The 25,662-nt window shown below is 53.7% G+C and carries 23 protein-coding genes and 1 tRNA gene; 4 read left to right on the top strand and 20 right to left on the bottom strand.

Translation table 11 applies throughout. From position 1 onward, the window contains the following. Position 1: 1 nt before the first annotated feature. The gene (locus tag ACN0YD_RS05170; RefSeq protein WP_417317581.1) at positions 2-1,231 is read right to left on the bottom strand and encodes a mechanosensitive ion channel family protein; all 1,230 of its coding nucleotides are present in this window, start codon (positions 1,229-1,231) and stop codon (positions 2-4) included. Positions 1,232-1,380: 149 nt separating this feature from the next. Here ACN0YD_RS05170 and ACN0YD_RS05165 point away from each other — a divergent pair, with 149 nt between their 5' ends. The 3 genes from ACN0YD_RS05165 to ACN0YD_RS05155 all read left to right on the top strand — a co-directional run bounded on the left by ACN0YD_RS05165 (position 1,381) and on the right by ACN0YD_RS05155 (position 5,510). Further along, positions 1,381-4,089, top strand: a complete 2,709-nt coding sequence (locus ACN0YD_RS05165) for a cation-transporting P-type ATPase (protein WP_417317580.1) — start codon at positions 1,381-1,383, stop codon at positions 4,087-4,089. A gap of 149 nt (positions 4,090-4,238) precedes the next feature. After that, positions 4,239-4,472: a LapA family protein gene (locus ACN0YD_RS05160; protein ID WP_417317579.1), complete on the top strand. Its 234-nt coding sequence runs from the start codon at positions 4,239-4,241 to the stop codon at positions 4,470-4,472. A gap of 6 nt (positions 4,473-4,478) precedes the next feature. Next, the gene (locus ACN0YD_RS05155) at positions 4,479-5,510 is read left to right on the top strand and encodes a TIGR00341 family protein (protein ID WP_417317578.1); all 1,032 of its coding nucleotides are present in this window, start codon (positions 4,479-4,481) and stop codon (positions 5,508-5,510) included. Between the two features lie 21 nt (positions 5,511-5,531). Here the strand turns inward: ACN0YD_RS05155 and ACN0YD_RS05150 are convergent, their stop codons facing one another. From ACN0YD_RS05150 to ACN0YD_RS05075, 16 genes are all read right to left on the bottom strand, one after another. Next, complete coding sequence (locus tag ACN0YD_RS05150) at positions 5,532-6,038, bottom strand: hypothetical protein (RefSeq protein ID WP_417317577.1); 507 nt, start codon at positions 6,036-6,038, stop codon at positions 5,532-5,534. After that, positions 6,035-6,766 carry a type II secretion system protein N gene (gspN, locus tag ACN0YD_RS05145; RefSeq protein WP_417317576.1) on the bottom strand — a complete coding sequence of 244 codons (732 nt, stop codon included), beginning with the start codon at positions 6,764-6,766 and terminating at the stop codon, positions 6,035-6,037. The genes ACN0YD_RS05150 and gspN overlap by 4 nt, the downstream gene beginning before the upstream one ends. Next, complete coding sequence (gene gspM / locus ACN0YD_RS05140) at positions 6,763-7,233, bottom strand: type II secretion system protein GspM (RefSeq protein WP_417317575.1); 471 nt, start codon at positions 7,231-7,233, stop codon at positions 6,763-6,765. Before gspM ends, gspN begins: the two co-directional genes overlap by 4 nt. An 8-nt stretch (positions 7,234-7,241) precedes the next feature. Then, positions 7,242-8,375 (bottom strand): type II secretion system protein GspL, encoded by a 1,134-nt coding sequence (gene gspL / locus ACN0YD_RS05135; protein ID WP_417317574.1) that lies wholly within the window; start codon positions 8,373-8,375, stop codon positions 7,242-7,244. Beyond that, positions 8,372-9,373: a type II secretion system minor pseudopilin GspK gene (gene gspK, locus ACN0YD_RS05130; protein ID WP_417317573.1), complete on the bottom strand. Its 1,002-nt coding sequence runs from the start codon at positions 9,371-9,373 to the stop codon at positions 8,372-8,374. Before gspK ends, gspL begins: the two co-directional genes overlap by 4 nt. Beyond that, positions 9,370-9,987: a type II secretion system minor pseudopilin GspJ gene (gene gspJ / locus ACN0YD_RS05125; protein WP_417317572.1), complete on the bottom strand. Its 618-nt coding sequence runs from the start codon at positions 9,985-9,987 to the stop codon at positions 9,370-9,372. Before gspJ ends, gspK begins: the two co-directional genes overlap by 4 nt. Continuing rightward, positions 9,984-10,379, bottom strand: coding sequence for a type II secretion system minor pseudopilin GspI (gene gspI, locus ACN0YD_RS05120; protein WP_417317571.1), 396 nt, complete (start codon positions 10,377-10,379; stop codon positions 9,984-9,986). Before gspI ends, gspJ begins: the two co-directional genes overlap by 4 nt. Next, positions 10,348-10,827 (bottom strand): type II secretion system minor pseudopilin GspH, encoded by a 480-nt coding sequence (gene gspH / locus ACN0YD_RS05115; protein WP_417317570.1) that lies wholly within the window; start codon positions 10,825-10,827, stop codon positions 10,348-10,350. Before gspH ends, gspI begins: the two co-directional genes overlap by 32 nt. A 1-nt stretch (position 10,828) precedes the next feature. Next, entirely contained in the window at positions 10,829-11,287 is a 459-nt protein-coding gene (gene gspG / locus ACN0YD_RS05110) for a type II secretion system major pseudopilin GspG (protein ID WP_417317569.1), read from the bottom strand. 16 nt (positions 11,288-11,303) lie between these two features. Beyond that, positions 11,304-12,524: a type II secretion system inner membrane protein GspF gene (gene gspF, locus ACN0YD_RS05105; RefSeq protein ID WP_417317568.1), complete on the bottom strand. Its 1,221-nt coding sequence runs from the start codon at positions 12,522-12,524 to the stop codon at positions 11,304-11,306. Continuing rightward, positions 12,511-14,022 (bottom strand): type II secretion system ATPase GspE, encoded by a 1,512-nt coding sequence (gene gspE / locus ACN0YD_RS05100; protein WP_417317567.1) that lies wholly within the window; start codon positions 14,020-14,022, stop codon positions 12,511-12,513. Before gspE ends, gspF begins: the two co-directional genes overlap by 14 nt. Position 14,023: 1 nt before the next feature. Beyond that, positions 14,024-15,982, bottom strand: a complete 1,959-nt coding sequence (gspD, locus tag ACN0YD_RS05095; protein WP_417317566.1) for a type II secretion system secretin GspD — start codon at positions 15,980-15,982, stop codon at positions 14,024-14,026. Between the two features lie 28 nt (positions 15,983-16,010). Further along, on the bottom strand, positions 16,011-16,631 hold the full coding sequence (locus ACN0YD_RS05090) for a type II secretion system protein N (RefSeq protein WP_417317565.1): 621 nt from the start codon (positions 16,629-16,631) through the stop codon (positions 16,011-16,013). Between the two features lie 133 nt (positions 16,632-16,764). Beyond that, positions 16,765-19,344, bottom strand: a complete 2,580-nt coding sequence (locus ACN0YD_RS05085; protein ID WP_417317564.1) for a TonB-dependent receptor domain-containing protein — start codon at positions 19,342-19,344, stop codon at positions 16,765-16,767. 82 nt (positions 19,345-19,426) lie between these two features. Next, positions 19,427-22,168, bottom strand: coding sequence for a hypothetical protein (locus ACN0YD_RS05080; RefSeq protein WP_417317563.1), 2,742 nt, complete (start codon positions 22,166-22,168; stop codon positions 19,427-19,429). A gap of 338 nt (positions 22,169-22,506) precedes the next feature. Next, positions 22,507-23,013 carry a prepilin peptidase gene (locus ACN0YD_RS05075; protein ID WP_417317562.1) on the bottom strand — a complete coding sequence of 169 codons (507 nt, stop codon included), beginning with the start codon at positions 23,011-23,013 and terminating at the stop codon, positions 22,507-22,509. A gap of 285 nt (positions 23,014-23,298) precedes the next feature. Here ACN0YD_RS05075 and ACN0YD_RS05070 point away from each other — a divergent pair, with 285 nt between their 5' ends. Continuing rightward, positions 23,299-24,429, top strand: a complete 1,131-nt coding sequence (locus ACN0YD_RS05070) for a tetratricopeptide repeat protein (protein ID WP_417317561.1) — start codon at positions 23,299-23,301, stop codon at positions 24,427-24,429. A gap of 72 nt (positions 24,430-24,501) precedes the next feature. Here ACN0YD_RS05070 and ACN0YD_RS05065 read toward each other — a convergent pair. From ACN0YD_RS05065 to ACN0YD_RS05055, 3 genes are all read right to left on the bottom strand, one after another. Further along, positions 24,502-24,591, bottom strand: a tRNA-Ser gene (locus tag ACN0YD_RS05065). 161 nt (positions 24,592-24,752) lie between these two features. Continuing rightward, positions 24,753-25,025, bottom strand: a complete 273-nt coding sequence (locus tag ACN0YD_RS05060; protein WP_417317560.1) for a hypothetical protein — start codon at positions 25,023-25,025, stop codon at positions 24,753-24,755. A 243-nt stretch (positions 25,026-25,268) separates the two neighbouring features. Continuing rightward, positions 25,269-25,589 (bottom strand): hypothetical protein, encoded by a 321-nt coding sequence (locus tag ACN0YD_RS05055; RefSeq protein ID WP_417317559.1) that lies wholly within the window; start codon positions 25,587-25,589, stop codon positions 25,269-25,271. Positions 25,590-25,662 lie beyond the last annotated feature (73 nt).

The raw sequence follows: 25,662 nt of genomic DNA, 5'->3' as shown, positions 1-25,662 counted from the left end.
CTTACTTCTTGTTGGAATCATTCAGGATTCCCCCTTTGGGTGGATAGTCGAGTGTATCATCCAGACGGCCAATCTCATCCTCCGGAATATCCGGCATGAAAAGCTGCCCCTCGTTTCGCCAGCCTTCGACTTTTTCTTCAGCCCGTTTGGTTTTCTCGGCACTCACCCCGCTGCCCCGTTCCATATAGAGCGTCTGGGACGGGAAGGCGAAACCGGTGCCGCTGTTATTCACAATCTCCAGAATGCGCAGATAGATATCCTCGCGCACCGCCACATATTCCGCCCAGTGCTGTGTCAGGGCATAGGCCATGATTTCTATATTCAGGCTGTAGGCGGCAAATTCACTGAAGCGTACCCGCAAAGGTTCCCTGTCCAGTTTTGGATGGGCATGCAGCATTTTTCTCAGCTCCACCAGCAGATAACGCATCTGATCCGGGGTGGTTTCATATCTGACGCCAATGGTCGTATAAAGCCTGATACGGTCTCGTTTACCGTAGTTCTCGATCTTCATCTGGGAGAAATCGGCATTAGGCATCGTGATGACTGTCCGGTCGAGTGTGCGGATGCGTGTCGAGCGCAGGCCGATATCCTCTACTGTTCCCACCAGATCAGTTCCCACCCGGCAGTAATCACCAACCTGGATCGGTTGATCAAGGACCAGTACGACGCCGCCAAAAAGATTTTCGATGGTCTTCTGGCCAGCCAGGGCGATCACCAGGCCGCCAATACCCAGACCAGCAAGCAGGGCGCCGATATCAATGCCGAAATTCTGCATAAAAAACAGCAGGATAATTGCAAAAAGAACAACTTTAACCGTACGCCTGAGCAGTGGAAGAACACTTGCTGCACTGCTTTTCCCCCCTTCACTCAATTGCCTGACCTTGCGTTCACTGACAACATCTATAATGCGGAAGATAAGCCACAGAAAAGCCAGGATATAGAGCGTTTTCTCCACCTGATAGAGAAATGACCTGACATCCTCATCCAATGGCAGATAGGGCATGGCAATGGTAATAAAAGAGATGGCCGCAATCAGTTCCAGGGGACGCAATATTCTGTCGATAACATCGTTATCAAATGTGGTGCTGGTACGGGCTGCAATGGATAGAAGAACGGGATGGAGAAACAACATGAAAATCCGGGAAAGCACCACAACCGCCAGCACCGCCAGGGGTATGACAACCCAGGCGGACTGGGGGATGCCGTTGAACCAGTCTTCCAGAGCTATCATTGTATTCGCCGTTTCCTGAGCCATGAGCTTTCAAACACACTTTTATCTAATCAAAATATATCTTTTTCTGGCCCGCACCAAACGGAACCATTAACATTCAAATTATAGTCACCGGCCAGCAGTTACCAGCACTATTTCAAGGGGGTAGCATGAGAATCGAAGCAAAGCAGGATTGGCATCACCTTGCAGGCGATAGTGCTATTGCCTTATTGGAAAGTAATCTCGAAAAAGGCCTGACCACAGAAGAGGCCCATATCCGCGTTGCCAAATATGGCCCGAACGCACTCGCCGCTAAAAAAGGGAAGTCTGCGCTGGTTCGCTTTCTCCTGCAGTTTCATCAGCCCCTGATTTATATTCTTCTGGTGGCTGTAGCTGTCACCGGATGGCTGGGGGAATGGGTTGATTCCGGTGTGATTTTTGCCGTTGTGTTTATTAATGCCGTTGTCGGATTTCTACAGGAATCACGGGCGTTGAAGGCGCTTGAAGCCCTGGCCCGGGCGATGCGGGCCGAAGCCCGGGTTATCCGGGGCGGCAAGACACGGGAAATGCCGGCCGGTGATCTTGTACCCGGCGATATTGTCCTTTTGCAGTCCGGTGAGAAAGTCCCGGCTGACCTGCTGATCCTCCGCTCACACGAACTCAGGATCGATGAATCCACCCTGACCGGCGAATCCGTTCCAGTTCATAAAAAAGAGAGCGTCCTGGCCCGTGAAATACCATTGGCTGATCGAACCAACATGGCGTTTGCTTCGACACTTGTTACCTATGGTCAATGCAAAGGACTGGTGGTGGAGACCGGAGAGCAAACGGAAATCGGCCATATTTCCAAACTTGTCTCGGAAGCCGCAGACCTTGAAACACCTCTGACCAGAAAAATCGGCCACTTCAGCCACATCCTGCTTTACATCATCCTGGTGCTTGCCGCCCTGACATTTGCGGTTGGCATCTATCAGGGTAATCCGGCAAGCGAAACATTCATGGCGGCTGTCGCTCTTGCCGTTGCCGCAATTCCGGAAGGTCTTCCCGCCGCCTTTACGATCATCCTGGCCATAGGTGTTTCCAGAATGGCCCGTAAGAACGCCATTATCCGAAAACTCCCGGCGGTGGAAACACTGGGCAGCACGACTGTTATCTGTTCGGATAAAACCGGCACCCTGACCGTCAACAAAATGACGGTACAGGAAATCGTCACGGGGAACAGGCATTATAGCATCACAGGAACAGGATATCAGCCCAAAGGGGATATACTGGACGCCGATACACAGGAAAAAATCGAACCGGGTGTGGCATTGAAGGAATGCCTCCTTGCCGGCCTGTTGTGCAATGATTCCCTTCTTGTCGAGGAAGAAGGAGAATGGACCATTGAGGGGGATCCGACAGAAGGCGCCCTGCTTGTCGCCGCACGTAAAATCGGCCTTACAGAAGAACATTATTGTGAGGCCCTGCCACGGATCAGCGCCATTCCCTTTGAGTCCGAATATCAATATATGGCGACCATGCATAATCAGGGAAATGACCTGCCTCGCCGGGTATATGTAAAAGGCGCCGTGGAAACCCTGCTGGCCAAATGCAAAGACAGGGTCACCTTTGAGGGTGACACCGCGCCGCTGGACCACAATCAGGTTTTTCAGGAAGTCGCCGAAATGGCAAAAAACGGCCTGCGAGTGCTGGCATTTGCAAAAAAGGAACTGCCTGCCGGAACGACTGAATTCGGTCACAAGGAAGTTGAAAACGGCCTGACCTTTCTTGGCATTCAGGGCATGATTGATCCGCCCAGGCAGGAAGCCATTGACGCCATAGCCGCCTGCCATACCGCAGGCATACGGGTTAAAATGATCACCGGCGACCATGCTGTGACCGCCTCGGCAATCGCCCGACAAATGAACCTGGACGGCAGCAACAGCCCGCAGCCCCCTGCCGTACTGACCGGGCGGGAAATGGCTTCCCTATCTGATGATGCACTGGCCCGGGCTGTATCTGAAATCCCGGTTTTTGCACGGGTCAGCCCGGATCAGAAACTCAGGCTTGTCTGTGCCCAGCAGGCCCAGGGACATGTCATTGCCATGACCGGTGACGGTGTCAACGACGCCCCGGCCCTGAAACAGGCCGATATCGGCATCGCTATGGGTCTTGGTGGCACAGAAGTGGCCAAAGAAGCCGCCGATATGGTCCTGACCGATGATAATTTTGCCACCATAAAGACCGCTATTGAGGAAGGCAGATGTGTCTTCGACAATCTGACAAAATTCATCGTCTGGACCCTGCCCACCAACCTTGGAGAAGCCCTTGTTGTGCTGAGCGCCATATTTGCCGGGCTCACCTTGCCGGTCCTGCCGATCCATATCCTCTGGATCAATATGGCGACAGCATTGTTTCTTGGCCTCATGCTGGCTTTCGAACGCAAGGAGACGGACATTATGGATCGCCCGCCACGTGATCCGGCGGCACCGATCCTGACTCTGACACTCGGTGCCAGGATCATTGTGGTATCCCTGCTCATGACGGCCGCCACCTTTACGCTCTTTCAATGGGAACAGGATCAGGGCAATAATATCGACGCCGCCCGCACAGTCGCCGTCAATGTCATTGTCTTTGTGGAAATATTTTACCTGCTGAATTGCCGATCCCTGAAAAGGTCGGTCTTTTCCATCGGCTTATTCAGCAACCGCTGGCTCATATACGGCATCGTCGGGATGATCCTGCTGCAACTTCTTTTCACCTATCTGCCTCTGGCCAACCGGATTTTCCATACAACGCCCATTTCCTGGGATGCCTGGTTGAGGATTATTGGCGCCGGGATCGTTGTCTTTTCAGTGGTTGGGCTGGAGAAATGGATACGTCAGAAAGTTCACAGGTAACAACGCGAAAAAGGCCAATCACAATGAATATAGTTGTGAATGAATCTTTTTGACTGAAATCATATAATAGATGGCACAATCGTCCTATAATCTGGCCATAATCCGGTGCATATGGATCCGGACGCGGGATAAATCCACGGAGAAAGCAAATGAAATCCAAACTGATCACAGGCCTCAGCCTTCTGGGACTGCTTTTTATTTTTATTCTGCAAAATGCCACCATAGTGGATATCAAATTCCTGTTTTGGACCTTTTCCATGTCCCGGGCATTGATGATCTTTCTGGTTCTGGCGGTCGGCGTTTTACTCGGAATGTTTCTTGCCTCCATGATTATTGATGCTGGAGACAAGGCGGCAGATGAGGACGACGACTTGGAAGAATGACGCGGCATGTCCTATAAAACGATCCAGCTTTACTGCCCGGAGGAAAAAACAAAAGAGTTGTTCTCCATTGAGGAACTCCCCGAAGTGCTGGAATTCCATGCAGAACCGCAACAGGACGGGACTACTTTTTTCTCTTTTCTGGTTCCGGCAAACCACGTGCAGCACGTCACAGACCGGCTTCAGCAGTCCCTGGGAAGCAATCCTGCCTACAGAACCATTGTCATGACCGTGGACGCGGTAATTCCGCAGCCAGAAATCACCCAAGAACTGGAAGAGGCAGAAGCCAGGGAAAAGGGAGAACATAAATTCCTGGGGGTCAGCCGCGAGGAACTTCTGGAAATTGTCTCCAAGGGTGTCGAACTGGACAGCCATTTCTTTTATCTGGTTATCTTCTCCACCATCGTGGCCGCTATCGGCCTTCTGGAAGATAATGTGGCTGTTGTCATCGGCGCCATGGTCATTGCGCCCCTGCTCGGCCCGAACCTGGCTCTGGCTTTTGCCTCGTCTCTTGGTGATCGGAAGATGATCCGCCAGGCCTTCACCACAAATATTGCCGGTTTTTCCACCTGCCTTGCCATATCGGTCCTGATCGGCCTTATATGGCCCTATTCGCTGGACAGCCGCGAACTCATGATGCGGACGGATGTGAATTTCGAGGGGGTCGTCCTGGCAATTGTTTCCGGTGCCGCCGCCGTCCTGTCACTGACGAGAGGAATATCCAGCGTCATGGTCGGCGTCATGGTGGCCGTTGCACTTTTGCCACCGGCAACCACATTCGGCATCATGCTGGGGGCACAACAGTTTTCCCTGGCCGCAGGGGCTCTTTTACTGTTGATGGTCAATATCGTCTGCGTAAATCTTGCGGCCAAAACCACCCTGCTCTGGAAAGGGGTTCGCCCCCGCACCTGGTATCAGCAAAAATCCGCCAAGGGAACCCAGCGCTGGTATTTGGCCTTCTGGATCATTGCCCTGCTGATCCTGCTTGCCATCATTTACCTTAAACGGGAAGAGTTCAGGTTTTCCGCTTTACCGTGGTGAAGTTGACAATTTCTGTCAAAGTTACTTGCGGCAACTTACCAGCCCGCCGACGGCCATCACATGTTCCCAACCGTCAGGCTTTTTCAGACGCAGGCTGCCCCGCGGGATGACCACGGAATCCGCCATGCCGTCACGAATTTCAGGTTCCAGCAGCAGCTGGACCTCATAGCCCTCACCTGCGAATATCTGACGGGTAAACTGACCGTAGAAACCCTCGCCTTCGGCTAAGGTCCGCTTCAGGAAACGCGCGGTCCCGTCTATGATCATGTCTCCGGCCATATCACTGCTTCTGGAAAAGAACACCAGTTCCCGCTGTGGCATCTTGGACCAGAGAAACAGGCCGCACTGACCCGCTTCCATGGTGCGGGGCGGCAGGGTGGCAATACCGGATTCAAAAACATAACTCTGAACCTCAACCGCTTCGTCGCGCCTGTCTTTGCCGGTCCCGGACGTGGAACAGGCGGCAAGCGCGGACAGGGCCAGCAAAGCCACAACGATGCCCTTCATTCCTGTGCCTGTAGTTCTCATGACCCAACCCTTTCCTGATGATGCCAGACCCAGCTGTTATTTCGTTTGCGAAAGCCCGCCCGGGTCAATGTCTCGCGCACGTCCTGCCGTCCGGTCCTGATTGAAATATCAGTATCCAGACGCATTTGCAACGGATCAAGGGCAAAGCTGACCTGGCGCTGCTCCTCCCCCTGCCCGTCGCTTATGGTCACAATTAGACGCCCTTTGTCGCAGGTCAGGTTGCCGGTATTTTCCGGATCGCCCCAGAGGCCCATACTGACAAGCGGCTTCATCAGGTCGGTGCGAAACCGCCCCTCGATCACATCGCAACCCTTGTCGGTGAGATCAAGCCTGTCGACGCTGAAGTAAATATTGCCCCGGAACCGAAGAAATCCCGCCTGCCTGTCGAGGTCGATATCAATCCCGCTATCGCTCAGTTGAACATGCCCACCCGGGGACAGGGTCAGTGTACCGGTACCGGAAACATCTTCTCCCGTCAGCCGAAAGTCGGTCACCGCCTTGCCGGTCAATAATCCCCCGGGCGAAAGCGAAACAGCAAGGGAACGGGCTTCCTGCCTGCCAATCCTCGGATAATGAAACATGCCATTCCATACCGTGCCTTCAACCCGCTGATAACCAAAAGCAGCAGGCTTTCCCATGACCATGGCCATACGCAGGGGAAACAGGCTGACAAGTGCCACAAGGAAAACAAGCAGCGCCGGCAGGACAAATTTCAGATAGTGGCTCATTTGCCGCTCCCGCCGGTCAGAGTAACCTGAGCCCGCACCGTACCCTGGCCTTCATTTTTGGTGACGGAGATATTCTTTACCCGGAAGCCATGACGCTGCCCAACCCGCGCAAGCCACTGGAACAGCAAGCCACCATCGGCATTGTCAAGCCACAGGGTCTGGCTATCGCCGTCGCCGGGCTGAAGGCGGGTGATCACAAGCCCCATACTGCGGGCCGCCTGCCCGGCGGCTGTCTGCAGGGAGACTTCCTTGCCTCCGGCCTGTTTTTCAGGCTGCAGGGTCTGTGCCGGCATATGTGCCAAAGTCTGGCGCACAAAATCAAAATCCCCGGCAGCACGGACATAATTCCGCTTTTCATCGGCATGGTAATCCGCCACCGGCCGCCAGATCAAAAGCCAGCCCAGCACCAGAAGACCGAGAACTCCCGCCGCAACCACAAGAAGCCGTTCCCGGCTGGATAAATGCATGAACCACATCATGGCGTCACCTCCAGGGCAAAATCGCCACTAACCCTGTTACCGTCCTGCCGCGCTCCCTGATCCGAAACCTTTAGCGATCCACCGGCAGAAAGCTGCCGCTTGAACATTTCCAGGCCATCAAAACTTCCCGCCGAAAGTGTCACATAAAGTCGGCTGTCCGTACTGCCGAAGCGCATCTTGTCCAGCTGTATCTCCGGGCTGCCCTCCAGCACTTCAAACAGACGGCTGCTGGCCTGCATGAAACCATCTTCGCCGCTTCCTTCGTTGAGGGAAAATCTGGATTTGAGCTGGGCGCGGATATTGACGATCCGGGACACGTCAGGGAAAGCGCCTTTAAACAGGACTTCCGCCTGTTGATCCAGAACATCCGCTGCCTGCCGCCAGGCATGGGCCTCAAGCCAGAGGTGACCAAGGTATAAACCAAAAACCACGAGCGCCAGAACCCCGATCCTGGCCAGCGGCTTGAAATATTCCATCAGCGAGGCCTGGCTGCCGTATGGCCCCTGCAGCAGGTTGAGAATGATATCCGTCCGGGCGAACCGGTCAAAAAGTCCGGCCATGTCGGTTAGGGACGGTATCGACAGCCCTTCGGTTTCAGCAAGACCGTTCTGTTCCAGCATCGCGACCGTTTGCCTGTCCAGAACAAAGCCATCCCCTTCCGCCTTCCGGCAATAGCGCCAGTCACCGGCCTCCAGACTAACAACCTCTCCCATAGGTGCCAGAAGCTGAACGTCCACCGCCACCTCGTCAGGCCGGATATCCATTTCTTTCAATTGCTCCAGCCAGGCTTCCATATCAACATGAGCCACTGCAAGAGCCAGCCGCTTGCCGTCTTCCAGCTTCTTGCTGACCAGATGGGTCCCGGCCACCGGCACCGCCAGATGGTCTTCCATCAGGAAGGTGACAGCGGCCCGGGCATTTTCCTCACTGGTATCCGGCATTTCCAGAATCCGGGCCGTCACCTTGTTGCCGGGCAAGACAAGTCTGACCGGCAAGCCGCGATCCTCATCAATGGCGGCACGGCAGGCCGCGCCATCAGCCAGCAATGCGGGCGTTCGCCCGGCCTCTCCGGCCCGTCGCCAGGTAATCTCCCCTGTCGGGGTGATATAGAGGATTACTCCGATACTCACAATTTTTCTCCGAATTGGCGGGAGACCAGACGCACATCGCCCGAGGATTTCAGCTCAAGCAGCGACGTCAGGGTCAGATAGCGTTCATGCCAGGACACCTCTGCTTCCAGTTCAAAGTAACGGGTGGTCAGCGCCACCTGCTCCTGTACATCAAGATTGGGGGGTGTCGTGGCCAGCAACCGATCCGCCCAGAAGGCTTGAAGCGTGTCATAGCCACCGTCCGGACGGTTCTCGATGATTTGTTCCGCCTTGTTAAGCAATAACCCGTCTCCCAGCATCATCACCAGAAGCGGGGCCTGTGCCTTTGTCAGGGTATTTACATTGACCGGGCTCAGTTCCGCCGTCGGCAGGGCACAGACATAATCCCGGATCAGATAGAGGATTTCCGGCGTATAGCCTTCGATCTGACGCAGCTCGCTGATATTGGCGAGCAATGTATTGGCAGTGCGGTAAGGATGTTCTTGCCCCATATAATGATAGTCTTCAGCCCCCCAGGTCATGGGTGCGCTGTCACTGTCAACCCAATCCACCAGCCGGTTGGCAAGGATCATGGCGTCCCCCCCGGCAATGCCAAGCGTCTTCAACAGAGTGACATATTGTTCCCGCCCGCTGTCGCGCAGGATCAGGCGATTGCCATCGCGATGCTCCACCACACTGTTCAGATTGAAGCAGTTGCCGCCGTCCCGCACTTGCCCGTGAATGAGGCCGCCATCGGTCGGCACATTGAATGCCGCCACTTTATCCAGTTCTCTGCGGGTGGTTTTGTTGGCGGAAAGTTTGTGCAGACTTTTCATCATGCCTGCGGCATATTCCTCCAGCCCGAGGGCGTACCATTCCGCCTGCTGTTGCTTTTCCATGGTTCCCGCATGACGCACATTAAAGCGCAACTGATCCAGCATGCCCACCACCAATGCCGAGATGATCGCCACCAGCAGAAGCACAGTCAGCAGGGCCGCCCCCCTGTCCCGGTCATATGTCAGTGCCTGCCGCCCGGTCATGAGCTTCGCCCCTGGGAAGTCATGAATATCTGCTTCAGGTGACGCCCGTCCCGGAATTCCACATCCAATGCGACAAGCTGGGGCAGGACCACTTTTTCACCTGCCCGGCTTTCCCAGACCTCGAACCACTGGTCATTGGTATAATATGAAGCTTCCAGCGACTTGATCCCGCTGAGCAGGACCCGTTCGGACACTTCACCATCGTCCTTCGCCGGGTCCACATAAGATGTGAACCGGCGGACGAGATCACCGTCCCGGAGAATATAGCTTACCCGTTGAAGTTCTCCCCGGCGCTGCATCTGTCCCGGATTGATCCAGCCGAGGCGGACAAAGCTCAGGAACACCTCCGGACCTTCGGGCTGATAGCCTGCAAAAACATTCTGCAGGGCGCCCCCGTAGGCATCCCGCGCCCGGCGACGTGAAAGCTGCATGAAGTCTGACTTTATCAGCGACCGGCTGACCTGTATCTGCCGCAGGCGGTCGGAGCCTTCCTCGACCACTTCCTGACCGGAAACAGCTGATGACAGAATGGCAATACCCATCACCGACAACAGCGCAAAAACGGTCAGAGAGACCATGACCTCAACCAGGGTGAAACCGCGATCGTTCGTCATTCGCGCCCCCTGTATCCGATAAGCCGGGCAAGCTCCTGACTATTTTCCCGGTCCAGCACGCGGACCCGGATTTCATATATTTTCGGATCGGGCGCAGGCCGGATCTGAAGCTGCCAGTCAAAGTCGATACCGTCCTGTTGCTCTGTCCCCTTGATCACCCCGGGCCGGATTTCGCCCTTGCGGGAAACAGCCAGGGCAAGCTGGTTCTCCGCCACAATACCGGCCAGGGTCCGCTGTTCTGTCAGGGCAAGATTGCGTATATTTTCACCGCCCATTTTGATGAGCGCGAGCGCGGCAATGCTGAAGACAAAAAGTGCCACCATGACTTCTGCGAGGGAAAAACCGGACTCCCTGTGCGTATCAGGGCATGTGGGTAACAGTGATACTGCCATCAACCTCTCCTGATACTTTAATTATTTCCTGTATTGCCTTGTATTCAATGTAAAATATTTCCTGATTTCCAACCGGATCAAACCACAGGGACGGCAGATCTTCTGGCTGGTCCTGTGTCAGGTCCACGGGCAGAACATCACGAACCAGCCGGACTGTTACACCATCCGGCCACTCCCCGCCCGGCAGGTCCAGCGGCACCCAGCGGCCGCGATGATAGGTCAGGAATTCATAGCCCCGGGACGTGATACGCACGCCCGTCACCTGTCCGGTCAAAATGCTTTCCTCGGCAGCAAGTCTCAGGCGGGCGGCAAGCCTCTCGCTCTCTTCCTCGAGCTCGGAAACCGGCGACGGCATGTTAAGCACCACAACAGCCGAGATCAGCCCGATGATGACAATGACCACCATCAGCTCGACCAGAGTGAAACCTGCCTGCCGGTCCGCTTTCATGTTATTTCCAGTTCCCGATATCCTTGTCGAGATCTTCCCCGCCAAGACGGCCGTCGGCACCAAGAGAATAAATATCATAGTCACCGTGTTCGCCGGGCATCAGATACTGATAGGGTGTGCCCCAGGGGTCCTCGGGCAGTTCACGAATATATCCGCCTTTCTGGTAGCGCTCCGGCTGGCGCAGGCCTGCCGGCTCATTGACCAGCGCCTCAAGCCCCTGTTCCGTAGTCGGGAAGCCGAGGTTATCCTTCTTGAACATTTCCAAAGCCATCTGCATGCGGCTGATATCGGTCCTGGCCTTTTCCACCATAGCCTTGTCCTGGCTTGGCAGAACGTTGATCACCACCACCGTGGCAAGAAGGCCGATGATGACAATCACCACCATCAATTCCACGAGGGTAAAGCCGGACTCGTTGCTCACTTCCGGCTGCGGTGCCTGTTGTTTGGGTTTTGCAGACATTTTCTCTCTCCCGTTTCTATCCAAGAGCCATCGTGTTCAGCTGCAGGATCGGCAGCAGGATGGACAATACAATCAGGGCTACAACAGCCCCCATAATGATAATGATGCCGGGCTCAAGCAGGCTGAGCGCTGTGGCAATGAAGGTTTCGAAATCCCCCTCCAGATAGTCGGCCGCCTTTTCCAGCATGTCCGGCAGCTGGCCGCTCTTCTCCCCCGCCCCGGCCATATAGATCACAATACCTGGAAATACGCCGGAATTCCTGAGCGCCCGGGACAGGCTGGTGCCCTCGCTGATCTGGGTGACCATTTTCTCCACCGCATCCCGCATCACCAGATTCTGCATGGTCTGTCCGGCGGACCGCAGTCCTTCCATGACAGGCGATCCGCTGGCGATCAGAGTGGACAGGGTCCGGGCCAGACGGGCGGCATATAATCCCCGGATTAATTTGCCCAGCAGTGGAAGCCTCAGGAGCCAGCCGTCGAAGCGACGGCGAAATTTTTCATTCTTCAACCTGTGCAGGAAAAGAAAGACGCCAAGTGCCAGAGCCAGCAGAATGAAAATTCCGTAGTCCCGCATCACGTCCGACAGAAAAATCATCGTTCTGGTGAGAAGCGGCAGGGTCTGACCCATGCTTTCAAACTGTCCCGCTACCTTGGGCACAATGAAGGTCATCAGGATGATCACCACCGTCACGGCGACAATCGCCAGCATGGCGGGATACAACGTCGCAGTCAGAATTTTGTTGCGCAGCTGCTGGGACTTTTCAAGATGGTCTGCCAGTCTTTCCAGCACCTGCCCCATGGCGCCGGAAACTTCACCTGCCGCCACAAGAGATCTATAGAACTGGCTGAAATCATTGGGATAAAGAGCCAATGCCTCGGAAAATCGACGCCCCTCCATGACCCGGGCCCGCACGGCCATCAGCTTTGTGGATACCGACGGGTTGTCCATCTGTTCCGCCGTCATAGACAGGGCTTCCTCAACAGGCGCTGCAGCATTGATCATTGTTGCAAGCTGGCGGGTCAGCATGGCAAGCTCCTTGTTGCCAATCCTGTCCCGGCCGAGCCATTTTGCAAATGGCGCGCCTTCCGTTTTCCGGTCCACCTTCTCCAGGCTGACCGGCATCAGCTGCCGGTCCTGCAGGTCCTTCCTCGCCTGACGGCTGCTGTCGGCGGACACCACGCCTTTCTTTTTCCGGCCCTTGTGATCGAGGGCTACATACTCATAGACCGCCATCACCATCCTCCTGATGACGACAGACCCGGAGTACCTCCTCCAGCGACGTCTGGCCTTCCCCGACGGCTTTCAGGCCGTTGACAAACAGGCTGCCGGCTGTCCTGAAAGCCTCCGCTTCCATTTCCTGCTCGCTGGCGGATTCATAAATCATGCGGCGCAGCGTTTCGTTTATGACCACGAGTTCATAAAGCCCGATCCGGCCCGCATAGCCGGTATGGTGACAGGTCTCGCAACCCGCCGCTTCATAGATCTTCGCTCCTTCCGCCAGTTGACCGGAGGAAAGCTGCCGCTCCGCACCGGTAACAGTCTTCTCCCTCTTGCAGGCAGGACAGAGGCGGCGCACCAGCCGCTGGGCCAAAATCCCCTTGATGGTGGAAGACAGCAGGAAGGGCTCCACCCCCATATCCCTGAGACGGGTGATGGCGCCGATGGCGCTGTTGGTATGTACTGTGGACAATACAAGGTGGCCGGTGAGTGAGGCCTGGACTGCTACTTCCACAGTTTCCGGATCACGGATTTCCCCGACCATCACCACATCAGGGTCCTGGCGCAAAATGGCGCGCAGCCCGGTGGCAAAGGTCATGCCCACCTTGGCATTGACCTGGGTCTGGCCAATGCCGTCCAGAGCATATTCCACCGGATCCTCCACCGTCAGAATGTTGCGGGTGGCGTTATTGAGGCGAGAGAGCGATGCATACAGCGTAGTGGTTTTCCCGGAACCGGTCGGGCCGGTCACCAGAACAATGCCGTTGGGTTGCTCCAGAAGGGCTTCCATTCTGGTCCGGGTGTCCGGTTCCATTCCCAGATCGCCAAGCCCAATCAGGGCCTGGGACTTGTCCAGGAGACGCATGACCACCCGCTCCCCGTGCTGGGACGGCAGGGTGGAGACACGAACGTCAAGGGTCCGCTCCCCCAGAGACAGGGAAATTCGGCCATCCTGGGGAACGCGCTTTTCCGCAATATCCAGCCGCGCCATCACCTTGATACGGGACACCAGAAGCGACGACAGGCGGGCATTGAGGCTGAGGATCTCCTGCATCACCCCGTCCACCCTTGTGCGCACCGACAGGCGGCTTTCAAAGGGCTCCAGATGAATGTCCGAAGCCTTGAGGCGCACTGCCTGGGCAATCAGACCATTGATCAGCCGGATGATGGGCGCATCGTCAGTGGTATCCAGAAGGTCCGCGGTTTTGGGCATGCCCTCGATAAAACTGTCGAGGCTGCTTTCCTCTTCCAGGCTGTCAGACAGATCCGAGGACGCCAGGTCACCCATGGCATAAATGTCCGACAGATATTTTTCGAATTCTGTCCGCTCCAGCTTCCGCAGGGACAGTGCCCCCGGCAACACCCTGCGGACTTCCAGAATGTCCTCCAGCGTCACATCATTGCGCAGGCCGAGAACAAGCCCCTCTTCTTCGGATAGAACCAGCACTCCTTTCTCCCGGGCGAAGCTGTAGGAGATCGGGACTTGGCTCTGATGTCCTTCCGTCCCGGCCATGCTATTCACCTTCCGGCTTTTCCGGTGTGGCGCCGATGACCCGGTTCATCACGCCGTCCAGCCCGATCCCGCCGTAGGCATCCTGCATCAGCGGATCATCCCTGAAAAAGTTGTATTTCTGATTGGTCACCCGACGCATCTGGTTTTTATCCCGGATAATGGTCATGCGCAGGAAAATCATCAAATTACGCTGTTCCCGGGACTTTCCTTCACTCTTGAAGGCATTGCCCAACAGTGGAATATCCATGAGCAACGGTATACCGCTGATGGAGATGGATTCATCCTGCTGGATCAGCCCACCCAGCACCATGATCTCTCCATCCTCCAGCATCACCGTGGTTTCCACTTCCCGCTTGTTGGTGATCAGGTCAGTGGATTCACTGCTGATGGTGCCGGCCACGCTGGAAACTTCCTGATGGATATGGGCGAGAATTCCGTTCTCTCCGTTGATCTGGGGCCGGACAGTGAGTTTCACGCCGATATCTTCCCGGTTTACGGTACGGAAGGGATTGGAGTTGTTGCTGCTGAGGGTTTCCCCCGTGGTAATGGGAATTTCCTGACCGCCCAATATACGGGCTTCCTCGTTATCAATGGTAATGACCGAGGGGGTGGACAGAATGTTGGAGGTTACATCTTCATCCAGCGCATTGAGGATAAAGCCGAAGGTGGTGCCATTGGATTTTCCGGCGAGACCACCGGCGAATCCGTTGATCCCCAGGATGGAGTCAATGGCCGTGCTCTGCAATGCCGCCAGTGCATCACTGTCCTCACCCAGTTCGTCGGCTGCCAGAAGCGCCCCGGCGGACGCCAGGATATTGGGGGTGCTGTTGGAATAATTGGTGGTGACAAAGGGCACGCCGGAAGTCTTGCTGCCGGACATGAAATACTGCAGCCCCAATTCCTTGGCCGTGGTGTCGGACACCTCGACGATAATACCCTCAACCATGACCTGGTCCCGGGGCACATCCAGCTGGCGGATCACATCGCCCAGTGCCTTCTGCATTTCCGGGTCTGCATTTATGACAAGAGAATTGGTGGAGGGATGCAGGGAAATACTTGTCTTCCCGTCACGCCCTCCGCCGGCACTTTCCCCCTTGTTCTTCGCCAGAGACTGGCTGACTTCCTGCAATACCGGAAGCAGTGTCTCGCCATCCGCATGGCTGAGCTTGACCACCCTGAGAGCGCCCTTGGACTTGCGCCTCTCGTCCAGTTGCTTGATCACCGGCAGAAGTTCAGTGATGACGGCCTCATCCCCCTTGATCATCAGGGTATCGCTGGCGTCCACCGGAATGGTTACAAACCCGCTGTAAAGAGCCGTATCATTACCAGCAGCCCCCTTAAGCTGATTGAGGATTTCCGCCATTTCACTGGGCGAGGTATTGGTAAGCGAAAGCATGCGCACCACGTCCCGGGACTTATCCACTTCGGCAAGAACGGTTTTCAGACGCACGATATTGGAGGCAAAATCCACCAGAATAAGTACGTTTCCCGGCCTGTAGGGCAGCACCCTTCCCGACTTCCCGACCATAGTCTTCAGCATGTTCGACGCAGACGTCACATCCAGATGGCGCAGCTTGATCACTTCCGTAATCATTTGGTCGCTGACTTTGTCCGACGCAGACATCATCTGCCCTTCGACAGCAGCCTGATCCTCGGGCACGATTTTATAAGCCCCGCCAGGTGTCGGCAAAACCGCAAGACCATGCACTTTCAGCGTGGACAGAAAGGTTTCCAGAACGGCTGAACGCTGGACCGGCTCATTTGAAATGATCGTCACCTTGCCGGAGACACGCGGATCGATAATGAAAGAGCGGCCGGTCAACAAGGAAATATCCTCGGTCACCGCCTTGATATCGGCCTGACGATAGTTCAGAAGCGCCGGTTCATCCGACTGTGCCACAGCCTGCAGCGGTGCCAATATCGCCAGAATAAACAAAAGTCTGCACAGATATTTACTCATTTCCCTGCCCGTTTTTCTTGTTTTGTTTTCATTGATTGTCATTCGGGCTCCCCTTGTCCGGGACCTGGGCATGAAACTGCCCGGTCCCCCGCTGGCCGGGGAACGTCAGGACCTCCATTTCACCAGAGCGGTCAATCACCACCCTGTCCCGCAAAATCCTGTTCAGGGTCACGCCATTGAAAAGTTCGTCCCCCTCGCGAAAGGCATCCTGCCGCTTGTCAGGAGTACGAATGATGGCTACCCCGTCACCATCCGGGCTGTAACGGATCCCGAAAAGCTCAAGATCAAGGTTGGTTTCCCGGGCCTCCGCGAGAACCGTGTCCTGAACCACTTCTGTTTTGTGGTCCCGATAAAAAGGATTAAAGGAGGCGAAAACTGTCCAGTCCACGACATCGGCTTGACGTGATCCGTTCGCAGAGACTGCGGGGTGAGTCTCCACCACCGGAAGCTTCGGGGAGACAATATCCCAGAACAGGAGGGCCAGCATGAAAACAAGAAGCAAGGCAAAGAAGACTTCTGCCGCCAGAATTAAGGCGTGCAGAGGCAGGGCTACGCGGAAACCGTGAAGTTTCCCGAAACCTGTTCCCTTGACACGGAACCTTCCCGGAAAGTTCTGCCTGTTGTTAAATACCCGTTTAAATATCGTCACACCACAAAGTTTTTTATCTGTAAAATTATCTTGTGGAACTTAAATGTTACAGGAATGTGTAAGTTTTACTACATAAAAATAAAGGGCACCCGCCACAGCGGATGCCCCTCAGATTATCTGATTGAAACAGCCGTCAGAAACGCTGTTTCACACCAACTGTGAAGGTTGTGCCAATGTCATAACGCTCCGCGATCTGGTCACCCTGATAAACCACATATTCGTCGTTCAGGATATTCTCGACCTTGAAGCTCAGCTCCATTTCACCGCCAGCCACCGCGATGTCATGCTTGTAAACAAAGTCAAGCAACAGCGGCGGTTCCTCGATACGGTTCGGAAGCTGGAAAAGTCCTACCTCGGAGATACGATCACCTGTGTAGTTGAGAAGAATAGTCATGCGATCATCCTCCCCATCCCAGCCGAGAATCAGGTTGCCAAGCCATTCAGACTGCCCCTGCATGGCACGGACAGAATCGGTCTGCTGCCCCTGCTGCTCTTCATTAAGTGATACTTCAGATTTGATGTAGGCGCCGTTGGCCTTCACATAGAAAAGACGGTTGGCAAAGAATTCACCTTCAAAAACCTCTTCCATGGGAATGTTGAGTTGAGCCTCTACTTCCACACCATAGGCTTCACCGGCTTCTGCATTTTCCCAAGACCGGACGATGCCTTCACCAAGAACCGTGAAGTTGGTCTCGATAGGCATTGAGAAGTCCTTATAGAAACCACCGATGGTGATATACTCATCCTCGCCGAAATACCATTCCCACCGAAGATCAATGTTATCAATCTTGGCGATCTGCAGGTTCTCGTTACCAGTTGACCGGCGACCATCTTCATCCAGGAAAGTCACAGGCGCCAATTCACGCAGATCCGGACGGGACAAAGTCTTGGAGTACCCAAGGCGAAGCTGCATGTTTTCCACAAATGTCCAGGTCAAAGTTGCGGCCGGAAGAAAATCGCTTTCATCCAGGTCAACATCAATTGGCTCTCCGGTAAAGCGCGTGAAGGCATTCACAATTTGCTGACTGTCTTCATACCTGAAACCGGCTGCCAGACGGAACTGTTCGGAAAGCTGCGCATCAATCGCAGCATAACCGGCAAAGAGTTCCTCGCTACCATCGTAGCTGTCAGACGGGTCAACGAAAGACGTCAGGACAAATCCATCTGGAGCAATATTGAACGACCCAATGGCAATTTCGGGAACCAGGCTGCGCAGTTCGGCGTTAAAGCCGGACGGGAAATCAAAACCATAGCGCAGGAAGTCTGATTCACGTTCCTTCTTGAAATACATGCCGCCCACCCGGATATCGGCAGCAATATCACCAAGTTCTACCGGTTGCTTGACATCAAAACCGAGTTCCGAGGTTTTATCGTTCAATTCGCCCCAGGAAATGCGATTACCGTCAGCACGGGTTGAAAGAAGGTATGATTCGAAACCAAGATCAAAGTCGTGGTAATATTCCTTCCGCATGGGAACATCACGGTCAGCCTTGGAACGAACGGCCCGCCATTTCACTTCGGTCTCACCGGTGTCCATCACATCGAAATAATGTTCACCGGACAACTGGTTTGTCCAGACCTGGCGTTCAATCCAGTCAATACGGGAATAAGACCTCAATTCACCTGGATCGGAAGCAAATTCACCTTGCTGGATACGGGCTTCACGGGTCGAAGTCCTGAGGATCATGGAAGTGAACTTCACATTGTTGTTGCCACCAAACTCATATCCAATACTGAGGATACCATTCAGATCGGCTTCAAACTTGGTGCTGCGAACCCCGCAGGTCTGGGGAGCTTCGGGATAAGCTTCACAAACTTCAGGGGATTGATTGTCGCGAGCTTCCAGGCCGCTGGAGGTATTGGTGAAGGATCGGCGTTCACCAAACTCATTACGGTATTCATTGTCATAGGAAACGGCCAGCAGAATACCCAGACTGCTGTCATCCATTTCAATCCGCTTGCCCAAATTTACATCGAAACCGAAATCAGGGAGGTTTTCCTGCAAATCTATAGACCAGATATTGGGAATGGCTTCCCCTGCTGCTTCCAGTTCCGCATCAGTCATACCTTCAAGGGTAGGATTGGCTGCAATGGCGTCAGGAAGGTCGCGGAGACCATCGTCAAAACCAAGCCAGTCAGTGTCCGAAAAATCGTAACTGAGGCCATCCTCAAATGTAGATTCCGTATTGTAAGAACCGGAAATCCCGATTTCAAAAAAATCCTCTTCCGGAACCGCCTTTGATCGCAGTTCAATCAAACCGCCCCCGAACTGACCGGGGTACTGCGGCGAATAGGTTTTCTGAACCAGAACACCTTCCAGGAAACTGGTCGGGAAAAGGTCCAGCGGGGTTACCCGGCGCAGCGGCATGGGACTTGGCAGGTGCGCACCATCCAGCAATGCACTGGAATAACGATCAGCCAGACCACGAACAATAACTACCCCGGTCGTATCGAGACTTAGGCCGGTCAGGCGTTTAAGTGAGGAAGCAATATCGCTGTCACCCAAACGAGAGAAATCAGCCCCATCAAGAATGTTGGAAATTTCAGAGGTAGCTCGTTTCTCGTCAGGAATATACTGACCCATGACGGTCACTTCTTCAATATCCTGACCAGGATCAGCCTGCTCTGCCTGCTGGGCGTAAACCACTGCCGGCATCAGCATTACTGTGCTGGCAAGCAGGGCTCCCTTTAAATTTTTGGAATTTGTTTTCATATCAAGCACCATGTGTGATTTTTTGAAAGAGAAAGGGCTGTGGCAGGATTTAATACATCCCGCCACAGCCAATCACTCAAGCCTAGTTGTGCAGCCAGACGGTCCAGCCTGCAGTCCAGTCAGAAGCCGCATTCTGAACGGCACCGACATAGCTTGTGGTGTCGAAGAATGCATCAACCGCATTTGCATCTGTCGGAGTGACCGCCGTTTCATTGGCGCCATTGATATAGGTGTATGTACCATCGGCAGGGAAAGCCAGGCTTGAAGCGCCGGTGCTATTGTTAGCCTGACCTTCGAACCAGGCCTGCAGGGTGGCATCATCACCGTCAGAGGCGTAGGTAGTTGTACAATCCAGCAGAGTGGATTCCATGTGCGTGTCACCAGCACCAAGGACGGTGTAGGTTTCAGCACCATCAACATCCAGGCAATTGTCGCCAAAGCCAGTTACAACAGTGTTGTAGATGCTTGCTGCTGTACCTTCACGGAGGAGGATACCAATGTCGGCAGAGGCAACGCCAACCAGGGTTACGTTGGACCATGTCGGGTTGGAACGCGGCAACAGCGTATTGTCAAGACCATTGTTATCCGCTTCAAATCCCTGGTCGGAAGCAGCCTGGTTCACATTCTGGACAGCGATTGCATACTGAACATCACCGCGCCAGCCGTAGGTCCAGTCAAAGCTGTCATCGTCGGAACCGGTCACAACAAGATGTTTGGCATCAACAGTACCGCCAAAGAACTCGATACCGTCATCCGCATTGTTGTGGACCTGGACATAATCGACTTCAGTGCCATCACCGACACCCTGGAAGGCGATCCCATTCAGCTCACTTGTCGGAGTAAACTGATAACCGGCAAATTTAATCACCAGGTAGCGCAGGCGGCCGCTGTCGTCATTGTCATCATTTCCGCCATAGAACTCATTGGTATATTCGTCCTGGGCTTCACAGAAGGCCGCGCAACCTGCGTTGATTGTGGCCCGTCCATTGAGGATCAATCCGCCCCACAAACCCGATGCGGTATCAATGTCATGGGACCCATCATTCAGTGCGGTCATTGTGACAGGCGCGTCTTCAGTGCCGTTCACAAAGATCTGGGATCCCCGGGAGATTGACAGTGCTGAAGTCTCGTCTTCACCATAAATGGTGACACCGGCATCAACGATCAACGTTCCCGGACTAGCAGCACCAATCGGGGCACCAACATCCGGGCCAAGGTCTTCACCGATCAGGACTGAACCGCGAAGGAAGTAATCAAGACCAGCCACAAGACGCATGGTGCCGGTATATGTACCTTCCAGCACACAACTGCCATTGCCTGTGTCGCTGGTGCCGGACGGACAAACAGCGGCATCATTCAGACCATAGGACCAGCCCAGTGTCCAGTTTTCAGGATCGTTCGGACCGTTGACAGCACCGATGTAGCTTGTTGTTTCAAAGAATGTATCAACAGCGTTTGCATCTGTGGCAGTCACACCCTGCTCTGTCAGACCGTTGACAAAAACGGACAGAGAGTTGGTTGCAACAGTGTTATTGGCCTGACCTTCGAACCAGGCCTGCAGGGTAGCATCGTCACCGTCAGAGGCGTAGGTAGTTGCACAATCCAGCAGAGTGGATTCGATGTGCGTGTCACCAGCACCGAGAACGGTGTAGGTTTCCGCACCATCCACATCCAGACATTTATCACCGAAACCGGTGACAACAGCATTATAGATGCTGGCAGCAGTACCTTCACGCAGGAGGATACCGATATCCGCAGTATCCGTACCCACCAGGGTCACGTTTGACCAGGTAGGGTTTGCCCGCGGCAGGGCGGTGTTGTCGTCGCCATTGTTGTCGGCTTCGAAACCCTGGTCTGAACCAGCCTGGTTCGGGTTCTGGATGGCAACGGCATATTGAACATCACCGCGCCAGCCATAGGTCCAGTCGAAACTGTCGTCATCTGAACCGGTAACAATCAGGTGTTTGGCATCAACAGTACCGCCAAAGAATTCGATACCATCGTCATCATTGTTATGTACCTGGACATAATCAACTTCTGTCCCGCTACCCACACCCTGGAAGGCGATGCCGTTCAGTTCGCTATCCGGTGTAAACTGGTAACCGGCATATTTTACCTGCACATATTTCAGGATACCGCTGTTGTCCGCATCGTTGGTGCCGCCATAGAGGTCATTGGTATATTCATCCTGACCTTCACACTGGCCGCCGCCACAGTTAACGTTCACAGTCGCAAGGCCGTTCAGGATCAGGCCACCCCATTCACCGCTCCATGTTTCCTCAAGCTGGGAACCGTTGAAGGCTGAACGAGCCGGCAGACCAAGTTCGTCATCAAAGCCGAGGTCATGTGCAGATGTGAAAATAATCGGGTTTGTGTTTGTCCCTTCCGCGATGATTTCTGAACCACGGGAAACTGACAGGACTGATGTCTCATCCTTACCGTATATACGGGTGCCGGCTTCAACTGAAAGGGTTACAGAAGCACCGCCACCGCCATTAAAGCCGGCATCCTCACCAACCCGGACAACACCGTTAAGGACATAGATATTTTCTGCAGTAAGATTGATATCCGCGATCAGGGTACCTGAAATTTCACAATGGGTTTCAGCACCTACAGTCAGAGCAGAAGTTCCAGCAGGACAGTTGCCGGCGCTGCCGCCACCGCCGCCGCCGCCGGTACCACCACCGCTACCACCGGTACCCGGGTTCGGCCCTGTGGTCCCCGGTGACGCAAGCTCGATTGAATCGTCGCCCTGGCAGCCTGCTAGCGCCATTGTGGCACAGGCCGCAAGCAATATACTTCTTAATTTTATGGATTTGATCATTTTCCGCCCCTAAACGAGAAAAAAATTTACAGTTGGAGTTCAATAGACAATCCGGGCGTCTCTCGCCCCGAACTAATCAGTTGGCGGTTTTAGGAGGGAAATATGACAGTTATGCTTCAGCTAATGTTACGGTTGGCTTAATGTTTTGTTACAGAAATAATTGTCTTCTAAAGAGTTTTATTTTCAGCGTGTTATGAGTTTTCTTCTTCTTCTTCCAGGGAAGAATTTCCACAAAAAAACCACCCGGCGACAGGCTCGTGACCTGCAAGAGATGTCACAAAACCTCAACACATGCGGGACGTTTTGCGAGTCCCTATTAATTAAGAAAATCTAATATTTTAGCCTGCCAGAACAAGCAGGGACGAAACCGCCGAAATCCAGGTCAACCAGATCCCCGCAGCCAGAAAAGGGCCAAATGGAATTGCGGTCTGCAGGCGGGCAGAGCCCCTGAATGTGACAAACACAACCAGCAGTCCTGCCACAGAGGCCAGCAACAGAATAAAGGGCAAAAACAGTATCCCCACCCAGGCCCCGCCTGCAGCAAGAAGTTTTGCATCGCCCATGCCGATACCTTCCCTCCCCCGCAGGCGCCGGTAGGCGGTGGCGACCAGAAAAATAAAAAGGTAACCGGACACAGCTCCGGCAAGGCTGTGCAGGATTGGGGGGAAACCGGCCAGTTCCAGATAGCTGGGCACAACTCCGGCAAGGATGAGCGGCAGGGTGAGATAATCCGGGAGACGATAGGTTTTCAGGTCGATGAGGCCGAGAAAGACCAGAGGAATAAATAAAACACCGCCCCATATATAAAGGGTGGGGGGTAGAAGCACGATACCCAAAAGCGCCATCAAAAGGACGCAACCCCAGAACACTAATGACTTTATTTCCATCCGGTCCCCGCCGTTTTCAGATAAATCGGACAAGACTAAGCAGGAAAACCGCCTTCCAGGCAAGATCTTTGGCGGAAAAATAGCATAATTCCGCAGGAAACCGTCCCTGCAACAAAAAGTTCACAAAGATTAATGGAGGAATGATGTAATATTTTTCTAATAATACAGCAGGATTGTTACATTAATTTTACAGCCTGCGACAAAAATATGGGAAGAGGTGCATATCACAGAACAGGAGACAGAATGACACGGGAACAGTGTGCCAGAATCTATGGTTTTATCGGCAGAATTCTGCTTGCCCTTCCCTTGTATCTTCTCCTGACGGGTTGCGTTACGACATCTTCTCCCAAAACCGATTATTCGGAAGTCTTTATCGGGCGGGGTGCACTGCTCAGCGGCTATGCCCTGTGGGGACCGGAAGCCGACAGGTTGCCCGAGCCGGAAGACAGCGTCCTTGATATGACGTCGAATATGCTGGCATTTACCAAAGAAAATATTCCGCGAAAAAATGCAGAAGCTGTAAAAGTCAAAGCTCTCGTCAAGGCTCTCATCTCTCCAGACGGCCTGAATATGACCTACACCCGCACAGCAACCTTCACCGCCGAGGAAGCCTTTCTCAAGGCGGAGGGAAACTGTCTGGGCTTCAGCTATCTGACTGTACTCATGGCTCGGCAACAGGGGCTGAATGCGGTCTTCCAGGAAGTCGACGTCCCTCCCCTGTGGTCGTCCTCAAGGGAGAAGCTCATCTATGCCACCCGCCACGTCAATGTCAGAATTCAGTCCCGGGCGGGAAGAGATTTTGTCCTGGATATCGATCAGGTCAATGTGGACCCCGCCTACCCAACACGAATCATGACCGACGCAGAGGCCGAAGCTCATTACTATAGCAACAGAGGAGCCGTTTTCCTGAATCAGGGAGATATGAAGAATGCCTTCCGCTATCTGGTCAAGGCCATCCGCCTATCCCCGGAAACTTCCTACTTCTGGTCAAATCTGGGGGTATTCTATCGCCAGAATAACCTGCTGGATCATGCGGAGATGGCCTATCACGCGGCACTGAAGTATGACCAGTCCAATCATTCGGCCTTGTCCAATCTCGCCATTCTCTATGACATCAAGGGCGACGAGGAAGAAGCGGAGTATTTTGCCGAAAAGGCCCGGGACTACCAGAAAAAGAATCCCTATTTTCACTTCTTCCGGGCCCAGGACGCCTATAACAACGGCGATTATGAAAGCGCTGTTGCCTCGCTGGAGAAAATCACCCGCGACAAGGTGCAGGTGCGCGACAAGCGCTTTTACAGCTTACTGGCGGAAAGCTATGAAATGATGGGAGAAAATGACAAGGCCAGCGCGATACTCGCCCACCTGCCATAACAGCGGGATTGAAAACCTGCTCGGTATGACGGTTCGTTATTGGAACTGCTGTCATTTGGGGAAAAAGTAAAATGGCAGAGAGGAAGGGATTCGAACCCTCGATACCCGTGAAGGTATACTCCCTTAGCAGGGGAGCGCTTTCGACCACTCAGCCACCTCTCTGTCACGCCGTATTTACCCAAGTCTAAATAGGGTGTCAACGCCTTTGTCCCGGTTTTTCATCCGGCAATCGACAGAGAGATTTTGGAAAGGGGTATAAAAAACCCTCTCGCCCGGCAGGAGGAGAAGGTTTTTAATCAAAACTGTGCATATGACACTTTCTCTTAATGAGTAGACAACCACTCCCGGGCCATTTTCTGCGCCATGGCAATTTCAGCCACAGACATATATTCAGCTACTTCCGCACGGTCAATCTGGGCGCTTTTCATGCCACGGATTGCGGCGAGATTGAAATATTTATGAGCTTCCACGTTATCCTGCTCGACACCCTGGCCGATGGAATAAATAAGCCCGAGATCATAAAGTGCTTCCGGTGTTCCCTCGTCAGCGGCGGAAATTCTTTCTTTAACATAGTCCTTATGGTTCAGTTGCCCCATTCTTCTTCTCCTGTAAACCCTATCCTGGTTATCGATGTATGCGTTGCAAATCAGCCGTTGTTCCCGGCCCGTGAGAAAAGAATGCCCGTGAAAGCTTAAACAATTGGTTAACCCTAAGAAAAACTTTACAACATATTGTTTTTAAATGATTTATATAACAAAAAAACGGACCCCAGAGTGGGGTCCGCTGTGTTTGTTAACTGTTTTTCGAACGGCTCATTAACCATTCGGCTGCCAGTCGGTTTATTGCGGCATGGCTTCTTTGGCTTTTTTCATGGCGTCTTCAGCAGCCTTTTCTGCATCTTCTGCAGCATCTTCCATGGCCTCGCCCGCGTCTTCCATGGCTTCACCAGCTGCTTCAGCAGCATCGTCGGCCATATCACCGGCTTCGTCCATGGCATCGCCAGCAGCATCCTTGGCATCATCCATCATGGATGAGCTTTCTTCAGCTGCTTTTTCTGCTTTTTCAGGTGCAGAAGATTTATCATCACCACAGGCAGTGAGCCCGAATGCCGCTACCGCAGCAATCGCAGAAGAAAGAAGTAATTTCTTGATATCCAACATGTTGTTCGTCCCCTACTAACTATATTCAAATAAAGATATGAATGTCATATCTGCTAGAACAGTACAGTATTAT

This window comes from Emcibacter sp. (assembly GCF_048269205.1).
In the GTDB taxonomy this organism is placed as follows: domain Bacteria; phylum Pseudomonadota; class Alphaproteobacteria; order Sphingomonadales; family Emcibacteraceae; genus Emcibacter.
Note: the sequence above shows the minus strand (reverse complement) of the source record. Positions and strands in the feature narration are given on the sequence as shown.